This window comes from Kordiimonas sp. (assembly GCF_048260245.1).
Classification (GTDB): Bacteria; Pseudomonadota; Alphaproteobacteria; order Sphingomonadales; family Kordiimonadaceae; genus Kordiimonas.
The window spans coordinates 1-12,796 of record NZ_JBLXGZ010000037.1 but is presented as its reverse complement, the minus strand read 5'-3'; the positions used below and the strand labels follow the sequence as shown (position 1 = coordinate 12,796).

Sequence of the window (12,796 nt, the reverse complement as noted above, 5' to 3'; positions counted from 1 at the left end):
GTACATAGTTATGCATAAAAGCGCCGGGACAAAGAGCCTGCAAAAGCGAAAGGGTGTGAAATGCGTGTAAGCCAAGTGGGATTTGTTGCGATGCTAGCGTTGCTGGCCGCGACGGCTGCCGATGCAGGCACTTGTGTGCCTGTACTGCCGGAAGCACACACCAACAATGCTGTTGCGGCCACCATGGTGGGTGGCACCAACACCCTGTTCAGTGTTGTTGGGCTCAGGGGCGGCAAAACATGGCGGGATACATCGCGCAAAGCTTATATGTATAAGGCTGGCGATGTCACATGGACGCGGCTGCCAGACCTGCCAGTGCCGGGAGGGCGTCTGGCCGCTACGGCGGAGGCGCTTTCGGGCAAGCTCTATATATTTGGCGGCTATAGCGTAGCCGAAGATGGTGGTGAGGTTTCCGAGCCTGAGAATTTCGCCTTTGACCCTGAAACCCTTAGCTATATCCGCATCGCTGACATGCCGACCCCGGTGGACGACGCCGTCAGCTTCGTCTATGGCGCGCGGTACATCTATATCGTCTCTGGCTGGCACAATGAGGGCAACGTGCGGGACGTGCAGGTGTATGACACCGCAGAAGATCGCTGGTTTAAGGCCGCTGATTACCCCGGTAGCCCGGTGTTTGGCCACGCGGGCGGCATTGTGGGCAACCGCTTTGTGATCGCGGATGGTGTCGCGGTTGTGGGGCATGACGCAACAGGCAAGCGCCAGTTCGACACTGTAAATGAGGGCTGGATGGGTATTATCGACGAGGACGATCCATCGACTATTACCTATCGCCGTTTGCCGCAACTGCCGGGCCGAGGCCATTACCGCATGGGCGGGGAGGGGGACGTGCAAGGCAACCGTGTGCTGTTTGTCGGCGGCACGCCCAACGCTTATAATTATAACGGCATTGGCTATAACGGTGAGCCGTCAAAGCCGCAGAAACATGTGTTCGCATGGGACTTTGAGCGGGATAACTGGGTGGCTTACGCGGACAAGCCCATTGCCACGATGGACCACAGGGGCCTCATGCAGTGGAATGGTGACTGGATTACGGTTGGCGGGTTGACCGAAGGGCAGAAAGTGACAGACGGTGTGGCGTCCGTGTACGGCAAGGTCACAACCTGCCGCTAGAGACCGACATCCCAGCAGTCTTTCACGGTCACGCCCTTGATCCATACATCGGCCCAGCGCACCTGCTTCTCGTCCTTTGACAAGGTCTTGGGCGAGACGCTTGTGGGGGCAGGGAAGCTGGCGCGGTCATTGAGTGCGCGCACATTCACCGCCGCGCGCCGTTCACCCGCTACGTCGCAAGTCACACACGTCAGTACGCCGCAGCGTTGGCACAGCCAGAAACGGGCGGATTTTGAACCCTGTTCAAACAGATTGATGGCGGCCTCGTTCTGGATTTCAATTTCCAGATGCGCGTCGGGGTCCGACACCCAGGCCGCGCCGTGGCCCTCACAAAAACCGCAGTCGCAGGCGCGCGGTGTCAATGTTGTCGGGTCTTTTTCCGTTTGCATCCGGATGCTGATGTTGCCGCAATAGCAGCCGCCTACCAGTTTTTGCATAGTCGTCTCCCGCCAATCGGTTTGTTTGCGCGCCAGCTTGGCATAACAAAGGCGCGCTTTGTAGCGGTAAAATACCAACTTCCCCCTGTTCAAGTGCTTTAAATCTGTTAATAAGAGGGCCAACTGACGCTGGGGCCCAAGCCTCATGCGGCATTCAAGAATAAAACATCAATTTTAAGGATAAGCTGCAGAGGGTAACCATGGCAGGCCATTCCAAGTTCAAGAATATCATGCACCGCAAAGGTGCGCAGGATAAAAAACGGTCCAAAATCTTCTCCAAGCTCAGCCGCGAGATCACGGTTGCAGCCAAGATGGGTGGTGAGGACATTGACAGTAACCCAAGGCTTCGCCTCGCCGTATCTACGGCGCGTGCCCAATCCATGCCGAAGGATAATATCGAGCGTGCGATTGCCAAGGCATCGGGCGGTGACGCTGAAAACTATGATGAAATGCGCTATGAGGGTTATGCCTCGGGCGGCGTTGGCATCATTGTTGAGGCGCTGACCGACAACCGCAACCGCACGGCTTCTGACGTTCGCACCATCTTTGGTAAAGCGGGCGGCAACATGGGCGAAAGCGGCTCGGTCGGTTTCATGTTTGACCGCGTGGGTGAGATTATTTACCCGGCTGACGCGGCTGGCGCTGACGCGATGTTTGAAGCCGCACTTGAAGCCGGCGCGGACGAAGTTGAATCGGACGATGACGGTCACGCGGTCTATACCGACGCGGCGGACCTGCACGCCGTTGTCTCTGCGCTCACCGAAGCGCTGGGTAAGGAGCCGGAAAGCGCCAACCTGATCTGGAAGCCAAAAGAGCCCATCGTGCTTGATAAAGACGGCGCCGAGAAAGTCATGCGGCTTACCGAAGCGCTTGAGGATAATGACGATGTTCAGACTGTGTTCGGGAACTATGATATCCCGGATGAAGTGCTTGCCGAGCTTGACGCTGAATAAACCATAAGCCACAACAAAGGCCTGCCCGGTTAGAATCGCGGGCGGGCCTTTATTTTTATCGGATGTTTTCGGGAGAGGGGCGGCGCATATGCGGCTGTTGGGGCTTGATCCAGGGTTGCAGAAAACCGGTTGGGGCATTGTCGAAAGTGTCGGCACAAACCTGCGCCATATCGCCAATGGCACCGTTACGTCGAACAGTAAAAAAAGCCTCGCTGAGCGCCTTGTAGAACTGGCCGAGGGACTTGAAGAAGTGCTGGCCGAGTGGCAGCCTGAATCCTGCGCGGTTGAGGAAACGTTCGTCAATAAAAACCCCACTTCCACGCTCAAGCTTGGGCAGGCGCGGGGGATCGCGCTGCTGGTTCCGGCCCGCGCCGGACTCAGTGTTGCGGAATATACGCCCAACCATGTGAAAAAATCCGTTGTCGGTGTTGGCCATGCCGGTAAGGAACAGGTGGACGCCATGGTGCGGGTGCTGCTGCCGGGGGTTAAAATAAATGGCCCGGATGCCGCAGACGCCCTTGCAGTTGCCATCTGCCATGCGCATCATATGACCACGATGAAAAACATGGGGGGAGCATACCGTTGATCGCCAAACTGACAGGCATTCTGGATAGTGTCGGGGACGACTGGCTGATTGTTGATGTCGCCGGTGTCGGCTACCTTGTGCACAGCTCTTCGCGCACACTTTCTGGCCTGCCGTCGCGGGGTGAAGCCGTGCAGATGCACGTGGAAACCGTGGTGCGCGAAGACGCCATCACACTTTTCGGTTTTGCTGAAGTGGCTGAGCGCAACATGTTCCGCCTGCTGACGTCGGTGCAGGGTGTGGGGGCAAAGGTGGCGCTGGCTATCCTGTCAGTGTTGTCACCCACTGACTTGCAGAACGCGATTGCGGCGCAAGATAAAACGGCGGTGGCCCGTGCCAAGGGCGTTGGACCCAAGGTCGCCACACGCATCGTCAATGAGCTGAAAGACAAGGTCACCGGCCTTGTGTTCCAGCCCAAAGGGGTGCAGATGTCCGCTGCTGGTGGCGCACAGGCACCAGCCAGCAGTGGCGCGATAGAGGACGCTATCTCGGCGCTTGTGAACCTGGGGTATAAGCCGGTTGAGGCGCACGGTGCGGTGGCGAAGGCCGCCAGTAACTTGGGCGAGGGCGCGGATGTTGGCGCGCTGGTGCCTGCTGCGCTGAAGGAATTGAGTAGCTTATGAGCGATGAGGATGACAGGCTGGTAAGCGGGGCAGAGGGCACGGGCGATACGCTTGATGTCGGCCTCAGGCCCCAGACGCTCAAGGAATTTATCGGGCAGGAACAGGCGCGCGAAAACCTTGAAGTATTCATTGGTGCGGCACGGGCGCGCGCTGAAGCGATGGACCATGTGCTGTTTTTTGGCCCGCCAGGCCTTGGCAAAACCACTTTGGCGCAGATCGTCGCGCGTGAACTGGGCGTCAATTTCCGCGCAACAAGCGGCCCTGTAATCTCCAAGGCGGGGGATCTCGCGGCACTGCTGACCAACCTGCAGGAACGCGACGTTCTGTTCATTGACGAAATTCACCGGCTTAATCCGGCGGTGGAGGAAGTGCTCTACCCCGCGATGGAGGACTTCCAGCTCGACCTGATCATCGGCGAAGGCCCGGCGGCGCGGTCGGTGCGCATTGACCTGCCGCAGTTTACCCTTGTCGGTGCGACCACGCGCTCGGGTCTGATCACCAAGCCGCTACGAGATCGTTTCGGTATCCCAACGAGGCTTGAATTTTATACCACTGCAGAGCTGACAGAGGTGGTGCGCCGGGGAGCGCGGCTCCTCAGTCTGAACCTGAGCGAAGACGGTGCGCGTGAGGTGGCAGCACGGTCGCGCGGCACACCGCGTATCGCCGGACGGCTTCTTCGCCGGGTGCGTGACTTCGCCCTGATGGCTGAGCGCGCTGTGGTGGACGCTGTGGCGGCAGATGCAGCGCTCACGCGCCTGCAGGTTGATAACCTCGGCCTTGATACCATGGACCGTCGGTACCTGCACTGTATCGGCGTCACCTATACGGGGGGACCGGTGGGGGTTGAGACACTGGCTGCCGCACTGTCGGAACCGCGTGACGCAATTGAAGATATTATCGAACCCTACCTGATGCAGGTTGGGCTGGTGCAGCGCACGCCGCGTGGCCGCATGCTGTCGCCTGACGGTTGGAAGCATCTGGGGCTTGCACCGCCACCCACAGGCAGCGGTGGCGCGCAGATGGATATGCTCGGAGGAACCAAATGACCGGTACAATCGCCAAGGGCGAATGGAAAGACGGCATCTTTCACTTCCCGATCCGGGTCTATTATGAAGATACCGACGTGGGCGGCATGGTCTATCATGGCCGCTATGTCAGCTTTTTTGAGCGCGTGCGCACCGAAAGCATTCGTGACAGTGCGGCGGACGTGAACCACTTGTTTGATTTGCCTGAAGAAGAAGGCGGGCCGCTCACTTATGTGGTATCCGGCATCAACATCAAATACCAGCGTCAGGCCAAGGTGGGTGACGTGCTGATCGGGCATTCCATGGTTAGGCGCGTGCGCGCAGCAGCCATTGAGGTGCGGCAATGGATTACGCGCGAGGGTGAATTGGTTGCCGAGGCTGACCTTGTGGTCGCCATTATCGGTCGTGACGGCAGGCCGCGACGTTGGCCTAATTCTGCCAGAATTTGTTGGCAGAAGTGGATGGATGATGCCGCAGCAGCGGGCAAAAATACCTAAGTTCCGAGGAACAAAAGCGAGAGAGGCAGGGAGACATTGATGCAAGATCAAATCGTGCAAGGGGTGGAAGCGGTACAGCTTGGCGGTAATGCGCCTGATTTCTCCATCATCGGCATGTTCATGCAGGCCGATTTCATCGTGCAATTTGTCATGATCATGCTGTTGACCGCGAGCCTCTGGAGCTGGTCGATTATATTCAATACCTGGACGCGGCTCAAGGAAGCGCGGGGCAAGGCCAACGATTTTGAGGACCGCTTCTGGTCTGGCCAGTCGCTTGATGAGCTTTACACAGCGCTGAAGGGCTCCCCTAGCCATCCGCTGGCCGCAGTGTTCGTGGCCGCGATGCGGGAATGGCAGCGCAGCCTTGGTGCCAGTACCTCGGGCCTTGATAAAGTAACAGTGCAGGACCGGGTTTATAAAGCCATGCACGTAACCACCACGCGGGAGATGGACCGGCTCGAGGGTCAAGTTGGTTATTTGGCCACCATCGGTTCCGCCGCGCCGTTTGTCGGCCTGTTCGGCACGGTCTGGGGCATCATGAACAGCTTCACCTCCATCGCTGTCGCGAGTGATACGTCGCTCGCAACCGTGGCGCCGGGTATCGCCGAGGCACTGCTGGCAACGGCCCTTGGCCTTGTGGCCGCCATCCCGGCCGTAATTGGCTACAACAAGCTTTCTACCGACCTGGGCCGCTATGCGGGCCGGGTTGAGGGTTTCTCGGACGAGTTTGCCGCCATCCTGTCACGCCAGCTTGACGAGAGGGGCCACTAATGGGGGCGACAGTCACTTCTGGCGGACGCCCCGACGGCGCACGCAGGCGGCGCGGGCGTTATCAGCCGCTGGCAGAAATCAACGTCACGCCCTTTGTTGACGTCATGCTGGTGCTGCTGATTGTCTTTATGGTGACAGCCCCTTTGCTGACAGCAGGTGTGCCGGTGGACCTGCCAAAGGCGGCGGCCAAGTCGCTGCCGCAGGACAGCAAACCACTTGAGATATCCATCAATCATGAAGGCGCCATATTTCTTGTCGACACTGAAGTGAGGATGGAGGAACTCGTGCCGCGCCTTGAGGCGATAGCAGGTGCCAGCCGTGACACTCGCATTTATATCAGGGGCGACACAAGGCTTGATTATGGCCGGGTGATGGCGGTGATCGGCGCAATTAACCGGGCGGGTTATACCAAGGTTGCCCTGATCGCGGACCAGAACTGACGCTAGAGCTGACCCAGAATTAACGAGTAATGTAAGGCATGCGTTTTAAAAGTGAGAAGCTTGGCTGGGTACTGTCCGCCACCCTGCATATCGGGGTGGCGCTGGCGGCGCTTATTGGCCTCCCACAACTCGCCAGGGACCGCGACGTGCCGCCACCGCCAATCTCGATTGAGTTTGTAGAGATTGCCGAACAGAACAGGGTGGTGGCACCCGAGCCTGAGCCAGAGGATGTGGCGCAGGAAGAAACGGTTGAGGAACAGAAGCCGAATTATGCGCAGAATGAGCCTGCGCCGGCTGCGGCCGCTGAGGTCGTGCCCCTGCCGGAAGCCAAACCAAAGCGTAAACCTACACCGCCTAAGCCAGAGCCGAAGCCGCAGCCCAAGCCTGAGGTGACAGAACGCATGGAATTGCGCTCGCAAGTGGTGCCGCAGTCCAAGCCGAAGCCGCCGTCCAAGTTCCGTAACATTGCCGCATTGATCGACAAGGCCGCGAAAGAGGAACAGGAAAAGGCCAAGGTTGATGAAAAAAAACAGGAAGAAAAGAAACCTGAGCCAAAGGCAGAGAAGCCTAAAACGGATATGTTCGCCGGGCTTCGGGGCAAGATCGCAACGGCAACCCTGATGCAGGCTTTGCAGCAGAAAGTGTATCGCTGCTGGAATATCCCGGCAGGCGCCAAAGGGGTGCAGAACATGCAGGTGAATGTTAGTGTGCGCCTCGCAAGTGACGGCAGCATCATGGGGCAACCGCAATATGTGAATGCGGGTGACCTGAACGACCCGGACCGCGCCTTTTACCGTGTATTCGCTGAAAGTGCGCGCCGTGCGGTGCAGCTTTGCGCGCCTTATGGCGAAGCAAGCGACTATATTCGCGAGACGGGCGAAAACGAGATTATTTTCAATTTCAACCCGAAGTCATTCATGGGTGGATAAAGAGGGATAGGCATGTTGATTGGACGCATATGTGCAGTGGTTTTATTGTTGCTTGGCGGCATCGCGGGTGCCGCTCAGGCGCAATTGACCGTAGACATCAACCAGGGCACGGTAAACCCGGTGCCGATAGCCGTACCGGAATTTGCTCCTGTTGAGGATATTGAAACGCCAACCGGTAAACTGTCGGACATTGGCGCCAGTATCAGTCAGGTCATTACCTCAAACCTTGTCTCCACTGGGCTTTTCCGCTCCATCGACCAGAATGCCTTCATTGAAAAAATTACCGCCGCGCCCACGCGTCCGCGTTTTGCGGCATGGCGGCCGTTGGGCATTCAGGCGCTGGTGACTGGCCGGCTTGAGATGCTACCAAACGGGAACCTGCGCGTTGAGTTCCGACTATGGGATGTGGTGGCAGAAGCGCAGATGGAAGGTGTGGGTTACACCACGCCGGTTTCCAACTGGCGCAGGACTGCGCATGTGATCTCTGACCGTATCTATAGCCGGCTCACGGGTGAAGAAGGATATTTCGACACTCGTATCGTTTATATCGCAGAGCAGGGCGAGCCGCTGGACCGTAAAAAACGTCTTGCGATCATGGATCAGGACGGCGCAAACCAGCAGTTTTTGACCGATGGCAGCTATCTGGTGCTGACGCCGCGTTTCTCGCCAAACCGACAGGAAATTACCTTCCTCAGTTACTTCAACGATCGTCCGCGCGTGTATCTGTTTAACATCTTGTCGAACAAGTTCGAGGTGCTGGGTGACTTCCCTAACATGACCTTCTCGCCGCGTTTCTCGCCTGACGGGGATAATGTGGTCATGAGCCTCGCGGACGACGGCAATTCTGACGTTTACGTCATGGACCTGCGCACACGGCGCGAACGGCGTCTGACCGATGACCCGGGCATTGATACGTCGCCAAGCTATTCGCCGGATGGCCGCAAGATTGTTTTCAACTCCGACCGGGGAGGCAGCCAGCAGCTTTATGTAATGGATGCGGATGGCTCGAACGTGCACCGTATCAGCTTTGGCAAGGGCCGGTATGCAACGCCTGTGTGGTCGCCGCGCGGTGACCTCATCGCCTTTACCAAAATCGGCGACGGCAAGTTCCGTATTGGCGTGATGCGCCCTGATGGCTCTGGCGAACGCCTGCTCACGGACGCCTATCAGGATGAAGGGCCGACATGGTCGCCAAACGGCCGGGTGCTGATGTTCTTCCGTACGCCGCCATATAACTCCAACGGTAGTGGCGGTAAGCCAAGCCTGTGGTCGGTTGATCTCACAGGTTATAACGAGCGGCAGGTGCCAACCCCGTTTGATGCCAGTGACCCGGCATGGTCCCCGCCGCTGCCTGTCACCACCCGCTAGGGGCAAGGCATTGAAGTACGAGGCGTTCAAGCCCTTGGACAAAACCGCCGCCGGAGAGATGCTTCTCTCCGGTGACGAGGAAAAGATCGTCTACGGCCTGCTTGGTGCCGTGGAGGGAGACACAGACTGGCGCTGGGTGCAGGATCAGTGCCTGCGCTTCGTGAACGACCCGCGTGAGAATGTTGCCCGTGTTGCCATCCAGTGCCTTGGGCACCTGGCGCGGCTTGAACGCAAGCTGGACCTCGAGAAAGTGCTGCCGGTGCTGGACGCTTGTACGGTGCACAAAAACCCGCTCATCCGAGGTGTGGCGGAGGATGCGAAGGGCGATATCAAGGTCTTCGTGAAATAATTCTCGCTCGCGCCGCAGAAGTGCGGCCTTTTTCACTGAATGCTATGCCTTACTAACTTATTGAATTTACATAAAATTTTAAGAAGTTAACTCATATTCAGCAAGGTTTACCCGTTTCATCTCCCGCATGTAGCGCCGGGTACCCCAGGGCCACAGCGTATAAATGCGGCCATCCTCGCCCTGATACCAGCTTTTGCAATGACCGGCCCAGACGGTGCCTTCAAGGTCGTGCTGTAATTTTTTATCGTAAGCGTCAGCGGCGTCGGCTCTTGCTTCCACCACCTTGGCGCCACCGGCGCGGGCTTGCCTGAGCGCATCGACGATATAGCCCACTTGCGCCTCGATCATGAGGATCACACTATTGTGCCCAAGCCCGCTGTTTGGCCCCAACAGCATGAAATGATTAGGGAAACCCGGCATGGCAACGGTGCGGTGCGCGCGGATGCCCCCTTTCATATAGGACCGCATGTCAAGGCCGTCCTTGCCAGTGATGGTGACATCTTCCATCTGGTCCCACGGTTTGAAGCCGGTAGCATAGATGACGGTATCGACCGCGCGGTGCGTGCCGCCCGCTGTGACGCCGCTCTCGTCCATGCTGGTGATAGGGTCGGTGATCAGCTCAACATTGTCCCGCTGCAGGGCGGGGAAATAGACGTCGGAGGCGAGAATGCGCTTGCAGCCGATGGGATAATCAGGCGTCAGCTTGGCCTGAAGACTTTCGTCTTTTACCTGTTCTTCCAGATGCTTGGTGAACATTTTGCTGGCTCGTCGGGAGAAGAATTTATCACGTCGGAACAGCGGGAAGCGCATTTCAAACATCAGGTATATCTGCAAGCGGTGCAGTTTTTCCAACAGCGGCAAGCGGCCGAAAAGCCGCTTCATACGGTCTGAATATTCCAAGAAAGGCCGGGGCAAAATCCAGTTTGGCGTGCGTTGGTAAACATCGAGGTGGGCGACTTTGTCCGCAATTTCAGGGATGAGCTGGATGGCGCTGGCAGCGGTGCCGATCACCGCCACACGCTTGCCCGTCAGGTCGTGGTCATGGTTCCAGGCTGCGGTGTGATAGGCGGTTCCCTTATATCGTTCCATACCCGGAATATCTGGATAACGCGGGATATGCAGGCCTCCCATGCCGCTGATGAAATAGTCGGCGCGGACTTTGTCGCCATTTTCAAAAGCCAGTAGCCAGCTACCGTCCAACCATTCGGCGCCGGTCAGCTTGGCGCCCAAACGCATATGGGGCCGCAGGTCATATTTTTCGGTAACCTGCTGGATATATTCCTGAATTTCAGGGCCGGGGGAGAAAACCTTGCTCCAGTCAGGTTTGGGGGCGAAGGAGAAGCTATAGAGGTGGCTGGGCACATCGCACGCCACGCCGGGATAGGTATTTTCACGCCACGTGCCACCGACATCCCCGGCTTTTTCAAAAATGGTGAAATTGGAAAAACCGTTTTCTTTCAGGCGAATAGCCATGCAAAGGCCGGAGAGGCCTGCTCCGATGATAGCAATGGATGGCGCTTTGTCCCGTTGCAGCATGTTATCCCCCTCATGCGCGTTATTGCTGATTTTAATTATATAGATTAAAATGTGGGCGAAAACGCAAAAGGCAAATCGGTTGCCCTGCAAACGGCCTGAAAGTGTGCAAAAAAGGCTAAAAACTGTGCAGGATCCGGGCAAGATCCGTGCAGGGTTTGTGCAGGAAAAGCCGGTTTTTGTGCCAAATCTGTGCAGCGTGGTTTCGCGGTGAAGTTTTGGTGCGATCTTGCCACAGATGTCGGCGGCTTTACCTTGTTCTATCGCGGCGGGTTTTCCTCGGTTAAGGGGGGCAGGTGAGGGCGTGAGTCCGCCTGCGCCAAAGGCGCACTGGCAAGCGCCATCAGGAACCAAACGTAAAGGCGCCTTATCATATAACGCCTGGCCAGCAGCATTAAGGCATGGGGCTCACGCCAATCAGCCACTCGTGGATGGCGATAAACCCGACATAGAGCGCAGCGCCGATCACCACAGTAACAATATCCTTGAGCAGCGACTGTTTGGGCGGCTTGACCCAGACACCGTCACGCCGGTTACTGCCGAGCATGGAAACGATGGCCCAAACCAGAAACGCGCCGAACAACAGCAGGGAACGGTTTTCACCATTGGCGAGCAGGTGCCCGGCTGCCCAGAAGGCCACGCCCATCAACTGCGGATGGCGTACCATGCGTCGGATGTTGGTGGGCGCCTGGCTGGCGAAAAAGAGGATAAAGCCGATGAGCACCAAAATCGGCGTAACGTGGAACGCCCACATGGGCGGCGTATACACCAGCGAAACGGCGGTTGAGGTCCAGCCAAGATAAATCAGGTAAAGTGAGCCAAGGATCAGCAGGGAAAACAGCCCGCGATATGGGTTTCGCCCCAGCTTGCCCATCAGTGACGCACGAAACCCGGTCATGAAAACCGGCACAAAATGCACCAGCATAAAAAGTGCCAGTCCCAACAGTAAAATGGCCATGACAGTGTCTCCCCGCAATATATTGGCTTGGAAGGAGCATACCCCCTTTGAGCTGTATCGGTAAAGTGACAGCTTGCCACAACTCGCAATGGCGGCGTCACCCTTGTGTAGACGCTTGTCTTTCCGGAAGATAGCATTGCAGCAGCAAGAGAGAGGTCGCAAATGGTAAAAACCTGTTTTTTAAAAGCCATGAAGGTTTTGTTCGCCATGGTTGTGTTTCCAGCAGCGTCTGTTGTGGCCGCTCCACCACTCCTAAGCGTAGAGAGCGGGCTGTTTGATGCAGGCCAAGCCGATACCCTGGGGCTGACGCGTGCACCGGGGCTGGAGACATTTACCGTGTTTGCCCCGACCGCCGGAGAAAACCACTATAACCACGGGGCGGTGGTGACATCATTCCAAGGCAGGCTTTATGTTCAGTGGCAGTCCTCCGCACGGGATGAAGACGCGCCAGACACGGATGTGGTCTTCGCCTCGGCCAGTGCCAGTGACCCGGCGGCGTGGACACCACCCGCCGTATTAGCCCGGGCGCGGCAGGGCAGCCTTGTCACCAGCGGCGGCTGGTGGACAGACGGTGAGACCCTTGTTGCCTTCATCAATGTCTGGCCCGGCTGGGAAGATGGTCTGCGCGAAGGCCATGCGGAATATATCATCAGCACAGACGGCGAAAGCTGGTCTGCCCCCCGGCCTGTATTGGGGGCAGGCGGCAAACCCGTGCCGGGCGTGATAGAGCAGGACCCGCATGGTATGGCGGACGGCCGTATCATCGGCGCGTTTCATGTAGCGCCGAGCCTGACCGCCGCACCCTATTACACCGACAGCCCGCTGGCGACAGATGGCTGGACACGTGGCACCATGGAAAACCTGCCATCGGACGGCACGGTGAGCCGCGAACTGGAGCCCAGCCTGTTTGTGCGCCCGGACGGCGCGGTGGTGATGATCTTCCGCGACCAGATGAGCAGCTTTCAAACCCTGGCCTCCATCAGCCATGACTGGGGCGAAACATGGACAACACCCGCGCTGTCACCCTTTCCCGATGCGCGCACCAAACAAAGCGCAGGCAACCTGCCGGACGGCTCGGTCTTTCGTGTTGGCAACCCCAATGGCAACAAGGCGCGCTTCCCGCTGGTGGTAAGCCTGAGCGGAGACGGGCAGATGTTCGACCGCGCCTATCTTATGCGTGCAGGCGGGGCCGACATGCA

At 57.8% G+C, this 12,796-nt stretch carries 15 protein-coding genes; 12 read left to right on the top strand and 3 right to left on the bottom strand.

Annotated features, from left to right (window positions below; all coding sequences use genetic code 11):
- Positions 1 to 60 precede the first annotated feature (60 nt).
- A complete protein-coding gene (locus ACN0VM_RS15300; protein WP_417451771.1) occupies positions 61 to 1,131 on the top strand; it encodes a Kelch repeat-containing protein in 1,071 nt (356 codons plus the stop codon).
- Here the strand turns inward: ACN0VM_RS15300 and ACN0VM_RS15295 are convergent.
- Entirely contained in the window at positions 1,128 to 1,568 is a 441-nt protein-coding gene (locus tag ACN0VM_RS15295; RefSeq protein ID WP_417451770.1) for a GFA family protein, read from the bottom strand. The two genes, ACN0VM_RS15300 and ACN0VM_RS15295, sit on opposite strands and share 4 nt — an antisense overlap.
- A 200-nt stretch (positions 1,569 to 1,768) precedes the next feature.
- On the opposite strand from ACN0VM_RS15295, the gene ACN0VM_RS15290 reads away from it, so the two are divergent.
- The 10 genes from ACN0VM_RS15290 to ACN0VM_RS15245 all read left to right on the top strand — a co-directional run bounded on the left by ACN0VM_RS15290 (position 1,769) and on the right by ACN0VM_RS15245 (position 9,106).
- Positions 1,769 to 2,521 (top strand): YebC/PmpR family DNA-binding transcriptional regulator, encoded by a 753-nt coding sequence (locus ACN0VM_RS15290; RefSeq protein ID WP_417451769.1) that lies wholly within the window; start codon positions 1,769 to 1,771, stop codon positions 2,519 to 2,521.
- An 88-nt stretch (positions 2,522 to 2,609) separates the two neighbouring features.
- Complete coding sequence (gene ruvC / locus ACN0VM_RS15285) at positions 2,610 to 3,107, top strand: crossover junction endodeoxyribonuclease RuvC (RefSeq protein WP_417451768.1); 498 nt, start codon at positions 2,610 to 2,612, stop codon at positions 3,105 to 3,107.
- Positions 3,104 to 3,727 carry a Holliday junction branch migration protein RuvA gene (gene ruvA / locus ACN0VM_RS15280; RefSeq protein ID WP_417451767.1) on the top strand — a complete coding sequence of 208 codons (624 nt, stop codon included), beginning with the start codon at positions 3,104 to 3,106 and terminating at the stop codon, positions 3,725 to 3,727. The genes ruvC and ruvA overlap by 4 nt, the downstream gene beginning before the upstream one ends.
- Positions 3,724 to 4,773, top strand: a complete 1,050-nt coding sequence (gene ruvB, locus ACN0VM_RS15275; protein WP_417451766.1) for a Holliday junction branch migration DNA helicase RuvB — start codon at positions 3,724 to 3,726, stop codon at positions 4,771 to 4,773. Before ruvA ends, ruvB begins: the two co-directional genes overlap by 4 nt.
- Entirely contained in the window at positions 4,770 to 5,249 is a 480-nt protein-coding gene (locus ACN0VM_RS15270; protein ID WP_417451765.1) for a thioesterase family protein, read from the top strand. The genes ruvB and ACN0VM_RS15270 overlap by 4 nt, the downstream gene beginning before the upstream one ends.
- A gap of 39 nt (positions 5,250 to 5,288) precedes the next feature.
- Complete coding sequence (tolQ, locus tag ACN0VM_RS15265; RefSeq protein WP_417451764.1) at positions 5,289 to 6,020, top strand: protein TolQ; 732 nt, start codon at positions 5,289 to 5,291, stop codon at positions 6,018 to 6,020.
- Positions 6,020 to 6,460: a protein TolR gene (gene tolR, locus ACN0VM_RS15260; protein ID WP_417451763.1), complete on the top strand. Its 441-nt coding sequence runs from the start codon at positions 6,020 to 6,022 to the stop codon at positions 6,458 to 6,460. The genes tolQ and tolR overlap by 1 nt, the downstream gene beginning before the upstream one ends.
- Before the next feature lie 38 nt (positions 6,461 to 6,498).
- On the top strand, positions 6,499 to 7,389 hold the full coding sequence (locus ACN0VM_RS15255) for a hypothetical protein (RefSeq protein ID WP_417451762.1): 891 nt from the start codon (positions 6,499 to 6,501) through the stop codon (positions 7,387 to 7,389).
- A 12-nt stretch (positions 7,390 to 7,401) separates the two neighbouring features.
- Positions 7,402 to 8,757 (top strand): Tol-Pal system beta propeller repeat protein TolB, encoded by a 1,356-nt coding sequence (tolB, locus tag ACN0VM_RS15250; RefSeq protein ID WP_417451761.1) that lies wholly within the window; start codon positions 7,402 to 7,404, stop codon positions 8,755 to 8,757.
- 10 nt (positions 8,758 to 8,767) lie between these two features.
- Entirely contained in the window at positions 8,768 to 9,106 is a 339-nt protein-coding gene (locus tag ACN0VM_RS15245) for a hypothetical protein (RefSeq protein ID WP_417451760.1), read from the top strand.
- A 78-nt stretch (positions 9,107 to 9,184) separates the two neighbouring features.
- Here the strand turns inward: ACN0VM_RS15245 and ACN0VM_RS15240 are convergent, their stop codons facing one another.
- Both ACN0VM_RS15240 and ACN0VM_RS15235 read right to left on the bottom strand, forming a co-directional pair.
- Complete coding sequence (locus ACN0VM_RS15240) at positions 9,185 to 10,642, bottom strand: flavin-containing monooxygenase (protein WP_417451759.1); 1,458 nt, start codon at positions 10,640 to 10,642, stop codon at positions 9,185 to 9,187.
- 391 nt (positions 10,643 to 11,033) lie between these two features.
- A complete protein-coding gene (locus ACN0VM_RS15235; protein ID WP_417451758.1) occupies positions 11,034 to 11,597 on the bottom strand; it encodes an NnrU family protein in 564 nt (187 codons plus the stop codon).
- 162 nt (positions 11,598 to 11,759) lie between these two features.
- Here ACN0VM_RS15235 and ACN0VM_RS15230 point away from each other — a divergent pair.
- Positions 11,760 to 12,796: exo-alpha-sialidase (locus ACN0VM_RS15230; protein ID WP_417451757.1), on the top strand; the 1,037-nt coding region annotated here is incomplete at its 3' end.